The organism is Micromonospora sp. NPDC000121, from assembly GCF_042899165.1.
Lineage (GTDB): Bacteria > Actinomycetota > Actinomycetes > Mycobacteriales > Micromonosporaceae > Micromonospora.
The window spans coordinates 867,859-883,682 of the sequence record NZ_JBIAZP010000001.1; the positions used below are offsets into that span (position 1 = coordinate 867,859).

Annotated in this window: 16 protein-coding genes, 1 tRNA gene and 1 pseudogene; 16 read left to right on the top strand and 2 right to left on the bottom strand. The window is 72.6% G+C overall.

Annotation, left to right across the window (positions count from 1 at the left end):
* Positions 1–22: 22 nt before the first annotated feature.
* From rsmA to ACFY23_RS04285, 6 genes are all read left to right on the top strand, one after another.
* Positions 23–892 carry a 16S rRNA (adenine(1518)-N(6)/adenine(1519)-N(6))-dimethyltransferase RsmA gene (rsmA, locus tag ACFY23_RS04260; RefSeq protein ID WP_350684208.1) on the top strand — a complete coding sequence of 290 codons (870 nt, stop codon included), beginning with the start codon at positions 23–25 and terminating at the stop codon, positions 890–892.
* 9 nt (positions 893–901) lie between these two features.
* Positions 902–1,042, top strand: a complete 141-nt coding sequence (locus ACFY23_RS04265; protein ID WP_350684209.1) for a hypothetical protein — start codon at positions 902–904, stop codon at positions 1,040–1,042.
* Positions 1,039–1,995 (top strand): 4-(cytidine 5'-diphospho)-2-C-methyl-D-erythritol kinase, encoded by a 957-nt coding sequence (locus tag ACFY23_RS04270; protein WP_350684210.1) that lies wholly within the window; start codon positions 1,039–1,041, stop codon positions 1,993–1,995. Before ACFY23_RS04265 ends, ACFY23_RS04270 begins: the two co-directional genes overlap by 4 nt.
* A 174-nt stretch (positions 1,996–2,169) precedes the next feature.
* Positions 2,170–3,978: an ABC-F family ATP-binding cassette domain-containing protein gene (locus tag ACFY23_RS04275; RefSeq protein ID WP_350684211.1), complete on the top strand. Its 1,809-nt coding sequence runs from the start codon at positions 2,170–2,172 to the stop codon at positions 3,976–3,978.
* A gap of 114 nt (positions 3,979–4,092) precedes the next feature.
* A complete protein-coding gene (locus tag ACFY23_RS04280; protein WP_350684212.1) occupies positions 4,093–4,548 on the top strand; it encodes a DUF4383 domain-containing protein in 456 nt (151 codons plus the stop codon).
* 245 nt (positions 4,549–4,793) lie between these two features.
* Entirely contained in the window at positions 4,794–5,270 is a 477-nt protein-coding gene (locus ACFY23_RS04285; protein WP_350684213.1) for a DUF4383 domain-containing protein, read from the top strand.
* Between the two features lie 56 nt (positions 5,271–5,326).
* On the opposite strand, the gene ACFY23_RS04290 is transcribed toward ACFY23_RS04285, so the two are convergent.
* Both ACFY23_RS04290 and ACFY23_RS04295 read right to left on the bottom strand, forming a co-directional pair.
* The gene (locus ACFY23_RS04290; protein WP_350684214.1) at positions 5,327–6,010 is read right to left on the bottom strand and encodes a TetR/AcrR family transcriptional regulator; all 684 of its coding nucleotides are present in this window, start codon (positions 6,008–6,010) and stop codon (positions 5,327–5,329) included.
* 226 nt (positions 6,011–6,236) lie between these two features.
* Positions 6,237–7,196 (bottom strand): acyl-CoA desaturase, encoded by a 960-nt coding sequence (locus tag ACFY23_RS04295; RefSeq protein WP_350684215.1) that lies wholly within the window; start codon positions 7,194–7,196, stop codon positions 6,237–6,239.
* Between the two features lie 197 nt (positions 7,197–7,393).
* On the opposite strand from ACFY23_RS04295, the pseudogene ACFY23_RS04300 reads away from it, so the two are divergent.
* From ACFY23_RS04300 to cysN, 10 genes and pseudogenes are all read left to right on the top strand, one after another.
* A pseudogene (locus ACFY23_RS04300) lies at positions 7,394–7,468 on the top strand (helix-turn-helix domain-containing protein); the annotation flags it as partial.
* A gap of 69 nt (positions 7,469–7,537) precedes the next feature.
* On the top strand, positions 7,538–7,915 hold the full coding sequence (locus ACFY23_RS04305) for a hypothetical protein (protein ID WP_350684216.1): 378 nt from the start codon (positions 7,538–7,540) through the stop codon (positions 7,913–7,915).
* Positions 7,916–7,996: 81 nt separating this feature from the next.
* Positions 7,997–8,067: transfer RNA gene (locus ACFY23_RS04310), tRNA-Gln, on the top strand.
* 32 nt (positions 8,068–8,099) lie between these two features.
* A complete protein-coding gene (glmU, locus tag ACFY23_RS04315) occupies positions 8,100–9,713 on the top strand; it encodes a bifunctional UDP-N-acetylglucosamine diphosphorylase/glucosamine-1-phosphate N-acetyltransferase GlmU (protein WP_350684217.1) in 1,614 nt (537 codons plus the stop codon).
* 57 nt (positions 9,714–9,770) lie between these two features.
* Entirely contained in the window at positions 9,771–10,751 is a 981-nt protein-coding gene (locus ACFY23_RS04320) for a ribose-phosphate diphosphokinase (protein ID WP_350684218.1), read from the top strand.
* A 446-nt stretch (positions 10,752–11,197) separates the two neighbouring features.
* The gene (locus ACFY23_RS04325) at positions 11,198–11,887 is read left to right on the top strand and encodes a 50S ribosomal protein L25/general stress protein Ctc (RefSeq protein ID WP_350684219.1); all 690 of its coding nucleotides are present in this window, start codon (positions 11,198–11,200) and stop codon (positions 11,885–11,887) included.
* A gap of 105 nt (positions 11,888–11,992) precedes the next feature.
* Positions 11,993–12,583, top strand: a complete 591-nt coding sequence (gene pth, locus ACFY23_RS04330) for an aminoacyl-tRNA hydrolase (protein ID WP_350684220.1) — start codon at positions 11,993–11,995, stop codon at positions 12,581–12,583.
* A 111-nt stretch (positions 12,584–12,694) separates the two neighbouring features.
* Positions 12,695–13,528 (top strand): inositol monophosphatase family protein, encoded by an 834-nt coding sequence (locus ACFY23_RS04335; protein WP_350684221.1) that lies wholly within the window; start codon positions 12,695–12,697, stop codon positions 13,526–13,528.
* An 80-nt stretch (positions 13,529–13,608) separates the two neighbouring features.
* On the top strand, positions 13,609–14,520 hold the full coding sequence (cysD, locus tag ACFY23_RS04340; protein ID WP_350684222.1) for a sulfate adenylyltransferase subunit CysD: 912 nt from the start codon (positions 13,609–13,611) through the stop codon (positions 14,518–14,520).
* Positions 14,520–15,824, top strand: coding sequence for a sulfate adenylyltransferase subunit CysN (gene cysN, locus ACFY23_RS04345; protein WP_350684223.1), 1,305 nt, complete (start codon positions 14,520–14,522; stop codon positions 15,822–15,824). Before cysD ends, cysN begins: the two co-directional genes overlap by 1 nt.

Below are 15,824 nucleotides of genomic sequence, written 5' to 3' on the forward strand. Positions count from 1 at the left end.
CGGCCCGCATAGGCTACGGGGCGTGACCGGTCTCCTCGGCCCGGCGGAGATCCGGGAACTGGCCGCCCGGCTGGGCGTCGCCCCCACCAAGAGGCTCGGCCAGAACTTCGTGCACGACCCGAACACGGTGCGGCGCATCGTCACCACCGCCGGGCTGACCCCGGACGACGTGGCGCTGGAGGTCGGCCCCGGCCTCGGCTCGCTCACCCTGGCCCTGCTCCCCGCCGCCGCCCACGTGCACGCGGTGGAGATCGACCCGACGCTGGCCGGTGCGCTGCCCGAGACCGCCGCCCGGCACGCCGGCCCGGACGCCGCCCGGCTCACCGTGCACCACGCCGACGCGCTGCGCGTACGCGCCGCCGACCTGGCCGACCCGGCGCCGACCGCGCTGGTGGCGAACCTGCCCTACAACGTGGCCGTGCCGGTGGTGCTGCACCTGCTCGCCGAGCTGCCCAGCCTGCGGCACGGCCTGGTGATGGTGCAGAAGGAGGTCGCCGACCGGCTCGTCGCCGGCCCCGGTTCCAAGGTGTACGGCGTTCCGTCGGTCAAGCTCGCCTGGTACGCCCGAGCCCGCGCCGCCGGGAAGGTACCGCCGAACGTGTTCTGGCCGGTGCCGAACGTCGACTCCGGACTGGTCGCCTTCACCCGCCGCGAGCCGCCCCGCGACGACGTACCGCGGGAACGGGTCTTCGCCGTGGTGGACGCGGCGTTCGCGCAGCGCCGCAAGACCCTGCGCGCCGCGCTGGCCGGCTGGGCCGGCGGCGCGGACCGGGCGGCCGCCGCGCTCGCCGCCGCCGGGGTCGACCCCGCCGCGCGCGGCGAGTCGCTCTCCGTCGAGCAGTTCGCCGCCATCGCCGCGTCGGCCCCGGCCGCCCCGTCGGCCGCACAGTAGGCTGACGCCGTGCCCGCCCAGGGCCACCCGCACGTGTACGCGTACGACCTGGTCGACGGCCGGTGCCAGCCGGCCGCCGACGCCGCCGAGGAGCTGATCGTGGAGAAGCCGTTCGACATCCGCCTGCGCCTGCGGGACACCGCCCCGTGACCGAGGCCTGGGGACCGGACGACGAGGACGACCAGCGGCGGCGCGGCGCCAGCGGACCGGTGCGGGTCCGGGTGCCCGCCAAGGTCAACCTGCATCTCGGGGTGGGGCCGCTGCGCCGCGACGGCTACCACGAGCTGAACACCGTCTACCACGCCATCTCCATCTACGACGAGCTGACCGCCCGCCGGGGCGACACGCTCGCCCTCACCATGGAGGGCGAGGGCGCCGGCGAGCTGGCCCTGGACGACTCCAACCTGGTCGTCCGGGCGGCCCACGCCCTCGCCGGGTACGCCGGGGTGACCCCACACGCCCGGCTGCACCTGCGCAAGCAGATCCCGCTGGCGGGCGGGCTGGCCGGGGGCAGCGCCGACGCCGCCGCCGCGCTGGTCGCCTGCGACGCGCTCTGGGGCACCGGGCTGTCCCGCGACGAGCTGGCCGGGATCGCCGCCGACCTGGGCTCCGACGTGCCGTTCCTGATCCACGGCGGCACCGCGCTCGGCACCGGCCGAGGGGAGGCGGTCAGCCCGGTGCTGGCCCGCCCCACCTCCTGGCACTGGGTGGTGGCCGTCGCCGACGGCGGCCTCTCCACCCCGGCCGCCTACCGCGAACTGGACCGGCTCCGCGACGCCGGCACCGCCGGCGAGCCGCTGGGCAGCACCGACGCGCTGCTCGCCGCGCTGCGCCAGCGGGACCCGCGGGTGCTCGCCGCGACCCTCGGCAACGACCTCCAGGACGCCGCCCTGGCCATGCGCCCCTCGCTGGCGGCGACCCTGAAGGCCGGCGAGGCCGCCGGCGCGCTCGCCGGCATCGTCTCCGGCTCGGGGCCGACCTGCGTCTTCCTCGCCGTGGACGCCGTTGACGCCGAGCGGATCGCCGCCGAGTTGGCGTCCGCCGGGGTGTGCCGCGAGGCGCGGACCGCCCACGGCCCGGTCGCCGGCGCCCGCATCATCTGACCGCCGACGCCCCCGGCGCCCGCCTGACCTGGAACAAGCCGGCCCCGCCGTCGGTTGATCCGCGGCGGGCCCGGCTCCGGCCGGGGCGGGCCCCGACGTCCGCGTACCCTGGGAGGCTCAGGCGTCCCAGGTGCCGACCGGCACGGGGACGCCTTGATCATGGGAGGTGAGGTCGTGGCCAACATCGTCAACCTGGACCGGGTGTCCAAGGGCTACGGCGCCGCCGGGCCGCTGCTCACCGACGTCTCGCTCGGCCTCGACGACGCCGACCGGATCGGCGTGGTCGGCCTCAACGGCGCCGGCAAGTCCACCCTGCTGCGGATGCTCACCAAGCAGGAGGAACCGGACGACGGGCGGGTCACCCACCGCCGCGACCTGCGGGTCGCCTGGCTGCCGCAGAGCCTCACGCTCGCCCCCGACGCCACCGTCCGGGACGTGGTCCTCGGCACCGCCTGGCTCGGCGAGAGCATGGGCGCCGAGCACGAGTGGGCCGGCGACGCCGGCGTCCGCGCCATCCTCGACGGCCTCGGCATGCCCCACCTCGGGCTCGACCAGCCGGTCGGCCCGATGTCCGGCGGCGAACGGCGCCGCGTGGCCCTCGCGGCGCTGCTGGTCCGGGAGTCCGACCTGCTCATCCTCGACGAGCCCACCAACCACCTCGACGTCGGCGGCGTCGACTGGCTGGCCCGCCACCTCGTCGGCCGCAAGGGCGCGCTCGTCGTCGTCACCCACGACCGGTGGTTCCTCGACGCCGTCTGCACCACCACCTGGGAGGTCGCCGACCAGACCGTCCGGGCGTACGAGGGCGGCTTCGCCGCCTGGACCCTCGCCCGCGTCGAGCGCGAGCGGGTCGCCGCCGCCACCGAGGCCCGCCGGCAGAACCTGCTCCGCAAGGAGATCGCCTGGCTGCGCCGCGGCGCCCCGGCCCGCACCTCGAAGCCGAAGTTCCGCATCGACGCGGCCAACGCGCTCATCGCCGACGTCCCGCCGCCGCGCGACACCATGTCGCTGCAACGGCTCGCCACCGCCCGGCTCGGCAAGCAGGTGTACGACCTGGAGCAGGTGACCCTGCACGCCGGCCCGAAGGAGATCCTGCGCGACGTCACCTGGCAGGTCGGCCCGGGCGACCGCATCGCGATCCTCGGCCGCAACGGCGCCGGCAAGACCACCCTGCTGCGGATGCTGGCCGGCGTCACCCGCCCCGACGACGGGCGCCTCGCCACCGGCTCGACGGTCCGGCCGGCCTTCCTCTCCCAGGAGCTGGCCGAGCTGCCCGGCCACCTGCGGGTGCTCGAAGCCGTCGAGGAGGTCGCCCGCCGGGTGCAGCTCGGCGACCGGGAGGTCTCCGCCGCCCAGCTCGCCGAGGTGTTCGGCTTCGACGACCGGCGGCTCTGGACCCCGGTCAGCGACCTGTCCGGCGGCGAGCGCCGCCGGTTGCAGATGCTCCGGCTGCTCGCCGGCGAACCCAACGTGCTCCTGTTCGACGAGCCCACCAACGACCTCGACACCGACACCCTCGCCGCGCTGGAGGACCTGCTCGACTCCTGGCCCGGCACCATCGTCGTGGCCAGCCACGACCGCTACCTGATCGAGCGGGTCGCCGACGTCGCGTACGGGATGTTCGGCGACGGCCGGCTGGTGCACCTGCCCGGCGGCGTCGACGAGTACCTCGCCCGGGCCGCCGGCCGACCCGGCCCGGCCCCGACCGAGCCGGCCTCCGCGGCCCGCTCCGACGCGCCGGCCGCCGGGACCGGCATGTCCGCCGCCGAGGCGCGCCAGGCCCGCAAGGAACTGGCCCGGCTGGAACGGCAGATCGCCAAGCTCGAGCAGAAGGAAGCCACCCTGCTCGACCAGCTCGCCGCGCACGCCACCGACTACGCCAAGGTCGCCGAACTCGACGCGCAGCTCAAGGAGCTGCGGGCCGAGCGGGAACGGACCGAGGAGACCTGGCTGACCCTGGCGGACGAGATCCCGGCGAGCTGAGCGACCCTCGTCGTTCGCGCCGCACGCGGGAGGCCCCCCGTGTGCGGCGTCACACCGCCACGTGCGGGACAATCGTCCGCGACCCCTCACCCGAACGGCGTTGGAGACACAGACATGGCCCACACCCCCGTCAACCACCCCGCGCGGCCGGTCTACCGGGCGATCGGCGGGCTGACCGGTCTGTACCTGGTGGCCTTCGGCGTGCTCGGCATCATCGCGAGCGCCGGTAACGAGGTTCTCGCCCAGGACGACACCCAGGTCCTCGGCCAGGGCACGAACCTCGGCTTCTCGCTGCTCAGCGCCCTGCTCGGGGCGGCGGTGCTGGCCGGCACCGTGATCGGTCGCAACATCGACGTCATGATCAACCAGTGGCTGGCGTACGCCATCATGGTGGTCAGCCTCGCCGGTCTCGCCTTCATCCAGACCGAGGCCAACATCTTCAACTTCAACATCATCACCGTCATCGTGCTGATGGTGGTCAGCCTGGTCCTGCTGATGGTCGGCATGTACGGCAAGGTCGGCACCGACGCGGAGAAGGAGGCCTGGCAGAAGGCCCGCCTCGTGCTCTGAGCCGTTCGCTGCTCTCCGGGTCGTCGCCGGAGCCCGCCCCGCTCCGGGCGGTCAGGCTTGATCCCTGCGCGGGTCGGGCTCCGGCGACGACCGACGTGGTCCCGCTCCGTTCCGGCCCTGCGGCCGGTGGGGTGGGACCTTTGTGGTTCCGCCTCTGCCGGGTGTGGTATCCGGGTGTTTTGCCGGACATCGGGCGTCTGCCCGGGTGACAATCGGGTGATCGTCACTACTCGGGCGGAGGGGTCATGGCGCACTTTCCGGTGAACCACCCGGCGCGGCCGATCTACCGGGTCCTCGCCGGGCTGGTCGGGCTCTACATCCTGGTCTTCGGGGTCTGGGGCACCGTCCAGACGGTGGGCGAACCGCTCTTCGACCGGGGCGACACCTGGGTCCTCGGGCTTCGCACCAACCTGGCGTTCTCGCTGGCCTCGGTGATCTTCGGGATCGTGCTGATCGTCGGCGCATCCCGGCGCGGCAACCTCGGCCACTACATGAACCTGACCGCCGGGGTCGTCTTCCTGGTCACCAGCATCCTCATGATGGCCGTGCTCCAGACCGAGGCCAACTTCCTCAACTTCTCGATGTCCACCGTCATCGTGTCGATGCTCTTCGGCCTCCTCCTGCTCGGCACCGGCCTCTACGACAAGGTCGGCACCGACGAGCACGCCGAGGCGGAGCGGCTCCACCGCCACCACCCCGTCTCCGAGGCACACACCCGCTGACGGTCCGGAGGCCCAGCAATGGCCGGCGGTTGCCGCTCGCCGACGTCCGGTGGCGCTCAGCGCCCCCGCACCGTGATCAGGCCCGGCTTGGCCTCCAGGTGCGACAGCCCGTTCCAGGCCAGGTTGACCAGGTGCGCCGCCACCGTCTCCTTCCGCGGCTTGCGCACCTCCAGCCACCAGCGGCCCGTCAGCGCCACCATACCCACCAGCGCCTGCGAGTAGAGTTCGGCCAGCTTCGGGTCGTACCCACGGCTGGAGAACTCCGCGCCCAGGATGTGCTCCACCTGGTGCGCGACGTCGTTCATCACGCTGCTGAAGTTGCCCGTCGCCGACAGCACCGGCGACTCGCGCACCAGCACCCGAAAGCCGCTGGTCTCCTCCTCGATGTACGTCAGCAGGGCCATCGCCGCCTGCTCCAGCAGCTCCCGTGGGTGGCCGGCCGTCAGGGCCGTGGTGATCCGGTCCAGCAGGGCCCGGACCTCCCGGTCCACCACCACCGCGTAGAGCCCCTCCTTGCCGCCGAAGTGCTCGTAGACCACCGGCTTGGAGACCTTCGCGCGGGCCGCCACCTCCTCTATGGAGGTGGCGTCGAACCCGCGCTCGGCGAAGATCTGCCGGGCGATCGAGATGAGCTGCTCGCGGCGCTGGGCGGCCGACATGCGTACCCGTGCGGAGGGCTTGCCGGCGGCGACCGCTCGCCGCCGGCCGGTGCTGCCGTCGCTGCCAGGGACATCCGCCATGTCGTCGCTCCGCCGGCGCTCGGTGACGCCCTGTCGTGGGATGGTCCCGCCGGTGTGCTGGCTCATCCGGCCGCCCCACCGGCGGCCGGCCGGGTGGCGCCGCCGCGCCGTCCGACCGTATCCCCGCCGGGCCCGGCCGCCACGGCGCCGGTCCGTCCGTCGTTGCCCCCGCTGTGCTCGGTCACCCGGCCATACTGCCAGGTAGCCTCCGTAGGCACCGCCCGGTTTACTGCTCGGTGACCGGCTTGACGAGTTTCGCCGCGATGCGTTCGGGCTTCGGCCAGCGCACGTCCCAGGCCGCGCCGACCCGCTCGAACAGCCAGATCACCCGCGCCGAGATGTCCACCTGACCCCGCAGCACGCCGTGCCGGGCACTGGTCGGGTCGGCGTGGTGCAGGTTGTGCCAACTCTCGCCCAGCGACAGGATCGCCAGCGGCCAGAAGTTCGACGCCCGGTCGCCCTGGCGCATCGCGAACGGCCGCTCGCCGTAGACGTGGCACACCGAGTTGATCGACCAGGTCACGTGGTGCAGCAGCGCGATGCGGACCAGGCCGCCCCAGAAGAGGGCGGTCAGCGCGCCCTGCCACGACCAGGTGAGCAGGCCGCCCATCAGCGCGGGCCCCAGCACCGAGACGGTCACCAGCAGCGGGAAGAGCCGGTCCACCCGGTTGATGTCGCGGTCGGCGAGCAGGTCCGGGGCGAACCGCTTCCGGTTGGACAACTCCCGGCCGAACAGCCAGCCGACGTGCGCGTGGAACAGGCCCTTGACCAGGCCGCCGACGCTCTCCCCGAACCGCCACGGCGAGTGCGGGTCGCCCTCCAGGTCGGAGAAGGCGTGATGGCGCCGGTGGTCGGCCACCCACTGGATGATCTCGCCCTGCACCGCCAGCGAGCCCGAGACCGCCAGCGCCACCCGCAGCCACCGCTTCGCCTTGAACGAGCCGTGCGTGAAGTACCGGTGGTAGCCGACGGTGATGCCCAGCCCGGAGATCACGTACCAGACCGCGGCGACGGCCACATCGGTCCAGCTCAGCCAGCCGCCCCAGGCGACCGGTACGGCGGCGACGAGGGCCAGGAAGGGAACCACCACGAAGGCCCAGAGGGCGACGAGGATGCCTCGGGACTGGCTGCCCTGGGTAAGGGGTTTGGGGCCGGCTGCGGCGGGCTCGAGGAGTGTGGTGGACATGGCACCTCGCAGAGGGACGGAAGATCACGAAGTTACGCCTACGTCACCGTAACTTAGGTTCCCGGGGGGCGCAGCGGACAGCGGCGGGAATGAATGTTCGGGGCTGTCGTACCTGCGTTCTAGCGTGCTGTTCATGACCATTTCCTCGGCCGACGGGTCGCGGGCCAGTCCCAGAGCTGTACGAGGAAGCGCTTCGCCTGCGCCGGCGAGGATGCACCGTCCCGGAGATCGCGAAGCGCGTCGGCGTGGCACGTTCCACCGCGTTCCGGTGGGTCCGTCACCTCCCGATCGACCGCGACTCAGAGGAGGCGAGGGCGCGCCGGCAGGCGCACTCCAAGGTGATGACCGACGCGCAGTGGGGCCAGCACCGCGAGGCTCGCGACGCCGCCCGGGCGGAGGCGGTGGCGAAGGTCGCGGCCTGGGTGAAGCAGCGGCGCCGCCGGGAGTTGATCCTCGTCGGCGCGGCGATCTACTGGTGCGAGGGCGGCAAGGCCAAGCCATGGCGACCCAACGACTGCCGCGTCAAGTTCGTCAACAGCGACCCGGTCCTGGTGTTGTTGTTCCTCCGGTTCGTGGAGGCGCTCGGAGTCGGCCCGGCCGCGTTGCGGTTCCGGGTCAGCATCCAAAACGGCAGAACGTCGGAGAGGGCTACCGGGGCTGCCTTACCGTCAACGTCCTGCGATCGAGCCGCCTCTACTGGAAGATCGAGGGGATCATGAAGGGAATGAGCGATGGCGTCTCGGACTGGGGGCGCTAAGGTGTAGGGGCCGACGGGCCGAATTCTTGTCCGTTTTAGACCGTCCCGGGTCGTCTAATGGCAGGACGTCAGGTTTTGGTCCTGATTGTAGGGGTTCGAGTCCTCTCCCGGGAGCTTCCGCTCGTCGCGGACGATGTCTGGTTAGCATGGCCGCGAGACTGTCCGCCGTCCCGACGGGAGCCCGCGTCGTGTCCCAGCCCCACCTCCGCACCGTTGTCGTGCTCGCCGCCGGGGAGGGCAAGCGGATGAAGTCGGCGCTGCCCAAGGTGCTGCATCCGCTGCTCGGTCGTACCCTCGTCGGCCACGTGCTCACCGCGGCCGCGCCACTGGCCGCCGACCGCACGGTGGTCGTGGTGGGGCACGGCGCCGACCAGGTCCGCGCGCACCTGGCGGAGATCGCCCCCCGGGCCACGCCGGTGCTCCAGGCCGAGCAGCTCGGCACGGGGCACGCCGTCCGGATCGCCCTGGACGCCGCGCCGGACGCGACCGGCACGGTGGTCGTGATCAACGGCGACGTGCCGCTGCTCCGTCCGGAGACGGTGGCCGCGCTCGTCGAGGCGCACGAGGGGGTGGGCGCGGCGGCGACCGTGCTCGCCGCGGAGGTGCCCGACCCGACCGGCCTGGGCCGGATCGTGCGGGACGCCGACGGGCGGCTGGAGCAGATCGTCGAGGAGCGCGACGCCACCCCCGCGCAGCGCGCGATCCGGGAGATCAACGCCGGCATCTACGCGTTCGACGCGGCTCGGCTGCGCGACGCGCTCGGCAAGCTGTCGACCGACAACGACCAGGGCGAGGAGTACCTGACCGACGTCTTCGGCCTGCTGGTCTCGGCCGGCGAGCCGGTGGCGGTGCACGTCGCCGCCGACCACGTCGAGACGCTGGGCTGCAACGACCGGGTCGAGCTGGCCGCGCTGCGCCGCCTGTTGCGGGACCGGGTCAACGAGGGCTGGATGCGCACCGGGGTCAGCCTGCTCGACCCGGAGACCACGTGGATCGACGTGACGGTCGCCCTGGACCGGGACGCGGTGGTCGACCAGAACACCCAGTTGCGCGGCGGCACGGTGGTCGGCACCGGCGCGGTCGTCGGGCCGGACGTGACGCTGATCGACACCGTGGTCGGCCCGGGCGCCACCGTGCTGCGCAGCCACGCGGTGGGCGCCGAGGTCGGCCCGGGAGCCACCGTCGGGCCGTACGCGTACCTGCGGCCGGACGCCCGGCTGGCGGAGAAGGCCAAGGTCGGCACGTTCGTCGAGGTGAAGAACTCCGAGGTGGGCGCGGGCGCGAAGGTGCCGCACCTGTCGTACGTGGGGGACGCGACGATCGGCGCGAAGGCCAACATCGGCGCGGCGACGATCTTCGTGAACTACGACGGGGTGAACAAGCACCGCACGACGGTCGGCGAGGCCGCCTTCATCGGCTGCGACACCAGCCTGATCGCGCCGGTCGAGGTGGGCGCGGGGGCGTACGTGGCGGCGGGCAGCGCGATCACCCAGGACGTGCCGCCCGGCGCGCTCGGGGTGACCCGGGCGCCGCAGCGCAGCATCGAGGGCTGGGTGGCCCGCAAGCGGGCCGGCACGGTCTCCGCTGCGGCGGCCGCGCGGGCTGGCGGGGCTGGCGGCGCCGGTGGGGCTGGTGGGGCTGATCGGGCCGACGAGGGTGCGTCGGCGCGCGCTGTCGGGGCAAGTGAAGGTGAGGCAATCCACGGGGATGCCGAGGCGGTCAGCCCGGCGTCCGGCGCGGGGGATACTGCAACCGAATAGTCCCCGGCCCACCACCACCATGCCGGGTACCACCGACCAACGGGAGCAGACGGGCCCATGGGCAGCATCGTCGCCGAAAACCGCAAGAGCCTGATGCTTTTTTCCGGACGTGGCTTTCCGGAGTTGGCCAAGGAGATCGGTGAGGTGCTCGGCGTCGCGCCGACGCCGGCCGACGCGTACGAGTTCGCCAACGGTGAGATCTTCGTACGCTTCAAGGACTCGGTGCGCGGTTCGGACGCCTTCGTGGTGCAGTCCGTGACGCACGGGGTCAACACCTGGGTCATGGAGACCCTGATCATGATCGACGCGCTGAAGCGCGGTTCGGCCAAGCGGATCACCGTGGTCCTGCCGTTCTACCCGTACTCCCGGCAGGACAAGAAGCACCGCGGCCGGGAGCCGATCTCGGCGCGTCTGATCGCCGACCTGCTCAAGACGGCCGGGGCGAACCGCATCCTCACCGTCGACCTGCACACCGCGCAGATCCAGGGCTTCTTCGACGGCCCGGTCGACCACCTGTTCGCGATGGACATCCTCGCCGAGTACGTCCAGCACAAGTACGCGGGCCGCCCGATGACCGTGGTCGCGCCGGACTCGGGCCGGGTGCGGGTGGCGGAGCGGTGGACCGACCGGCTGGGCGGCTGCCCGCTGGCCTTCATCCACAAGACGCGGGATCCGCTGAAGCCGAACCAGGTGGTGGCGAACCGCGTGGTCGGCGAGGTCGAGGGGCGGGTCTGCCTGATCGTCGACGACATGATCGACACGGGCGGCACGATCTGCAAGGCGGCGGACATCCTCCGGGAGTCCGGCGCGGCCGACGTGATCGTCGCCTCCACCCACGCCCTGCTCTCCGACCCGGCGACGGAGCGGCTGAAGAACAGCCCGATCAGCGAGGTCGTGGTGACCAACACGCTGCCGCTGCCGCCGGAGAAGCAGCTCGACAAGATCACCGTGCTGTCGATCGCGCCGCTGCTGGCGCGGGCGATCCGCGAGGTGTTCGATGACGGTTCGGTGACCACCCTCTTCGGCGGCCTGAGCTGACGACCTGACGCGTCCCGGGCCGGCCGGGCACCACCCGTCCGGCCCGGTGCTCCTGGCCCGGCGTCGCGTCCGGGTCTGCACCCCCGGCGGGGTCAGCCAGGCACCGGGGGCGCGCGGCGGGCCAGGCGGCCGAACGGCGCGGCGGGTCGGAGTTCGGGTGCCGCCCGGCGGGCGGGCGTGGCCGCCCAGGGCGGGCTCGGATCGTCCTGCGGGCCGGCGGGAACGGTGACGAGGGGACTGCCGGATAGCGCGGAATCAGCTCGGGTAGACTGGTGCGGTTGCCACGGCGAGGGTGCCCGGCGGGCCGCTGACAAGCGCCGCACGGAGGCACCGTCATCGACGCGGTGCTCCGGGCAGTCGTTCTCGACGCATGAGCCCCAGCGAGCCCCTCGCCCCAGCACCGCCAGTCGACAAGCCGCCGCAGCGAAAGCATCAGGAGTTTCCCCGTGTCCGAGGTAAAGATCAGCGCCGAGCCCCGTACCGAGTTCGGCAAGGGTGGTGCCCGTCGTACCCGCCGGGCCGGCAAGGTGCCCGCCGTGCTGTACGGCCACGGCGAGAAGCCCAAGCACATCGCGCTGCCGGCCCGTGAGTTCGCGGCCGCGATCCGCAAGGGCGGCGCCAACCAGCTCTTCGCGATCGAGGTCAGCGACGGCACCCAGGTGCTCGCGCTGCCGAAGGCGATCCAGCGTGACCCGATCAAGGACACCTTCGAGCACGTGGACCTGCTCCTGGTCCGTCGCGGCGAGAAGGTCACCGTCGAGGTCCCGGTCCAGCTGACCGGCGAGGCCGCGAAGGACACCCTGATCGTGCACGACCACGACACCCTCTCGGTGACCGCCGAGGCCACCAAGGTGCCGGACCACCTGGAGGCGTCGATCGAGGGCCTGGAGGCGGGCAACCAGATCACCGCCGGTGACGTGGAGCTGCCGGCCGGCGTCGAGCTGGCCGCCGACCCGGAGCTGCCGGTCGCCGCGGTGACCGCCGCGCCGACCGCCGAGCAGCTCGAGGCCACCCTCCCCGAGGTCGAGGAGGCCGCCGAGGAGGCCGAGGCCGAGGTCGGCGAGGAGACCGCCGAGGGCGCCGAGGCTCCGGCCGCCGAGGGCGAGGAGACCGCCGAGGCGAAGACCGAGGCCTGATCGGTTCGCAGCGTTGCGACAGGCGTCCCCGCGCGGTCGGGGGCGCCTGTCGGCGTATCGGTGTCCGGGCGGGTGGGTGACGGCGAGCAGCGGGAGGGGCGGGGCGTGACGGACGAGACGGGGCCGTGGCTGGTGGTCGGCCTGGGCAACCCGGGTCGGGAGTACGCCGGCAACCGGCACAACGTCGGCTTCATGGTGGCCGACCTGCTGGCGGGCCGGCTCGGGGCGAAGTTCGGCCGGCACAAGCGGGCGGTGGCGGAGGTCGCCGAGGGGCGGCTCGGGTTCGGCGGGCCGAAGCTGGTGCTGGTGAAGCCGTTGACCTACATGAACCTCTCGGGCGGGCCGGTGGCCGGCCTGGCCCAGTTCCACAAGGTGCCGCCGGGCCAGGTGATCGCCGTGCACGACGAGCTGGACATCGGCTACGGCCAGGTGCGGGTGAAGTGCGGCGGTGGCGAGGGCGGGCACAACGGCCTGCGGTCGATGTCGAAGTCGCTGGGCACGAAGGAGTACGTCCGGGTGCGGTTCGGCATCGGCCGGCCGCCGGGGCGGCAGGACCCGGCGGACTACGTACTGTCGGATTTCGGCGCGGCCGAGCGCAAGGAACTGGAGTTCCTGGTGGACCGGGCGGCGGATGTGGTGGAGTCGGTGATCACCAAGGGCGTGGAGCCGACGCAGAACCTCTACCACGGGGTGTGAGCGCCGGATCGCCCGCGGTGGGCCGGTAGTCTTCGCCTTTCGGCCTGGCGCACCGGCGACGCGGCTCGGCGCGCCGGCGCGGAGCGTGGCGAGGCGACGGGAGCATGAGTCATGGGCAGTCCTCCGATGATCGACGGCGCGTTCGCCCGGTGGCTGGCGGCCCGGGCCGGTCAGGCGCTGCTCGGCCTGCGGGCCGAGATGGGTTTCGCCGACGTGGGCGCGCTGAAGTCGGCGGGCGACAAGGTCTCGCACGACCTGATCCGCACCGAGCTGGCGAAGTGGCGGCCGGGTGACGCGGTGCTCTCCGAGGAGGACGAGGGGTCGCGGCTGGCCTGGGCGGCGGAGGTGAACGCCGGGGCGGTGTCCCGGCTGACCGCGGACCGGGTGTGGATCATCGATCCGCTGGACGGCACCCGGGAGTTCGCCGAGGAGGGCCGGGCGGACTGGGCGGTGCACGTGGCGCTCTGGTCGCGCACCGCGCCGACGCCGCACGGCCTGGTCGCGGGCGCGGTCGGGCTGCCGGCGCAGCACCGGGTGCTTGCCACGGACTATCCGCCGGCGTACCCGCCGATGACGGTGGAGGCGGCGACCGCGCCCGGCGGGCGGACGATCCGCCTGGCGGCGAGCCGGAGCCGGCCGCCGGTGTTCCTGACCGACCTGGCGGAGGACGTCGGGGCGCACCTGGTGCCGATGGGCTCGGCCGGGGCGAAGATCGCCGCGGTGGTGACCGGTGAGGTGGACGCCTACATCCACGCGGGCGGGCAGTACGAGTGGGACTCGGCGGCGCCGGTGGCTGTGGCGACGGCCACCGGACTCCACGCTTCCCGGATCGACGGTTCTGCGCTGAAATACAACGAGGCGGATCCGCGTCTACCGGACCTGCTGGTCTGTCGCAAGGATCTCGCCAGTCGGTTGCTTGCAGCGCTGCAGCGTCATTCCGGGTAGCCTGAGCGGCACTTCTTGGCATGCCCGACCGGAAAGGTCTGGAATCAGATGAGCGGATTCGACCGAAGCGAGCCCGTGTCATGACCGCCCCCGCCGCCTACCAGGTGTCCCACCTCGACGCGCTGGAGGCCGAGAGCATCTTCGTGATGCGCGAGGTGGTCGCCGAGATGGAGCGGCCGGTGCTGCTCTTCTCCGGCGGCAAGGACTCGATCGTCATGCTCCGGCTGGCCCAGAAGGCGTTCGCCCCGGCCAACATCCCGTTCCCGGTGATGCACGTGGACACCGGCCACAACTTCCCCGAGGTCCTCGAATACCGCGACCAGCGGGTCGCGGAGCTGGGGCTGCAGCTGGTGGTGGCGAGCGTGCCGGAGGCCCTGGCCAGCGGCCTGGTCCGCGAGTCGGCCGACGGGATGCGCAACCGGATCCAGACCCCGGTGCTGCTGGAGGCGGTGGAGAAGCACCGCTTCGACGCGCTCTTCGGCGGCGCCCGCCGCGACGAGGAGAAGGCCCGCGCCAAGGAGCGGGTGTTCAGCTTCCGCGACGAGTTCGGCCAGTGGGACCCGAAGAACCAGCGGCCCGAGCTGTGGGCGCTCTACAACGGTCGCCACCACCCGGGCGAGTCGATCCGGGTCTTCCCGCTGTCCAACTGGACCGAGCTGGACGTGTGGCACTACATCGCCCGCGAGCGGATCGCCCTGCCGTCGATCTACTACGCGCACGAGCGCGAGGTGATCGAGCGGGACGGGATGCTCTACGCGGTCAACGAGTTCTTCCGTCCCCGGGCGGGCGAGGAGCAGTTCAAGGCGCGGGTGCGCTACCGGACGGTGGGCGACGCGTCCTGCACCGCGGCCGTCCGCTCCGACGCCGACACGGTGGAGAAGGTCATCGAGGAGGTCGCCGCCACCCGGATCACCGAGCGCGGCGCGACCCGCGGCGACGACCGGGTGAGCGAGGCCGCTATGGAGGACCGCAAGCGGGAGGGCTACTTCTGATGACCACCGAGACCGTCGCGCCGGCGACCGCCGAGGCGACCGCCCGGCCCATGGACCTGCTGCGCTTCGCCACCGCCGGCAGCGTGGACGACGGCAAGTCGACCCTGATCGGGCGGCTGCTCTACGACACCAAGTCGCTCTTCACCGACCAGCTCGCCGCCGTGGAGGCGGTCAGCGCGGCGCGCGGCGACGAGTACACCAACCTGGCGCTGCTCACCGACGGCCTGCGGGCCGAGCGGGAGCAGGGCATCACCATCGACGTGGCGTACCGCTACTTCGCCACGCCGCGGCGGAAGTTCATCATCGCCGACACCCCGGGGCACATCCAGTACACCCGGAACATGGTCACCGGGGCGTCGACCGCCGACCTGGCGCTGATCCTGGTGGACGCCCGCAAGGGTTTGGTCGAGCAGTCCCGCCGGCACGCGTTCCTCTGCTCGCTGCTGCGGGTGCCGCACCTCGTCCTCTGCGTCAACAAGATGGACCTGGTCGACTACTCGCAGGAGGTCTTCGAGCGGATCGCGGACGAGTTCACCGCGTTCGCCGCGAAGCTCGACGCCCCCGACCTGACCGTGGTGCCGATCTCCGCGCTCAAGGGCGACAACATCGTCAGCCGGTCGGAGAACATGCCCTGGTACGAGGGGCCGTCGCTGCTGCACCACCTGGAGCGGGTGCACATCGCCAGCGACCGCAACCTGGTCGACGTCCGGTTCCCCGTGCAGTACGTGATCCGGCCGCAGTCCACCACCGTCACCGACTACCGGGGCTACGCCGGCCAGGTCGCCTCCGGCGTGCTCAAGTCGGGCGACGAGGTGATGGTGCTGCCGTCCGGCTTCACCAGCCGGATCTCCGCCGTGGAGACCGCCGACGGGCCGGTCGCGGAGGCGTTCCCGCCGATGTCGGTGACCGTACGCCTGGAAGACGAGATCGACATCTCCCGGGGCGACATGATCTGCCGGCCGAACAACGCCCCGGCGGTGGCCCAGGACATCGAGGCGATGGTCTGCTGGATGGACGAGACCCGCCCGCTCCAGGTCGGCGGCAGGTACGCCATCAAGCACACGACCCGGTCGGCGCGGGCCATCGTGCGCGGCCTGCACTACCGGCTGGACATCAACTCGCTGCACCGGGACGATTCGGCCGGCGAGTTGCGGCTCAACGAGATCGGCCGGGTGCGGCTGCGCACCACCGTGCCGCTGCTCGCCGACGAGTACCGCCGCAACCGCACCACCGGCGGGTTCGTGATCATCGACGAGACCACCAACCGTACGGTCGGCGCGGGGATGATCGTCGAGGCGCAGTGA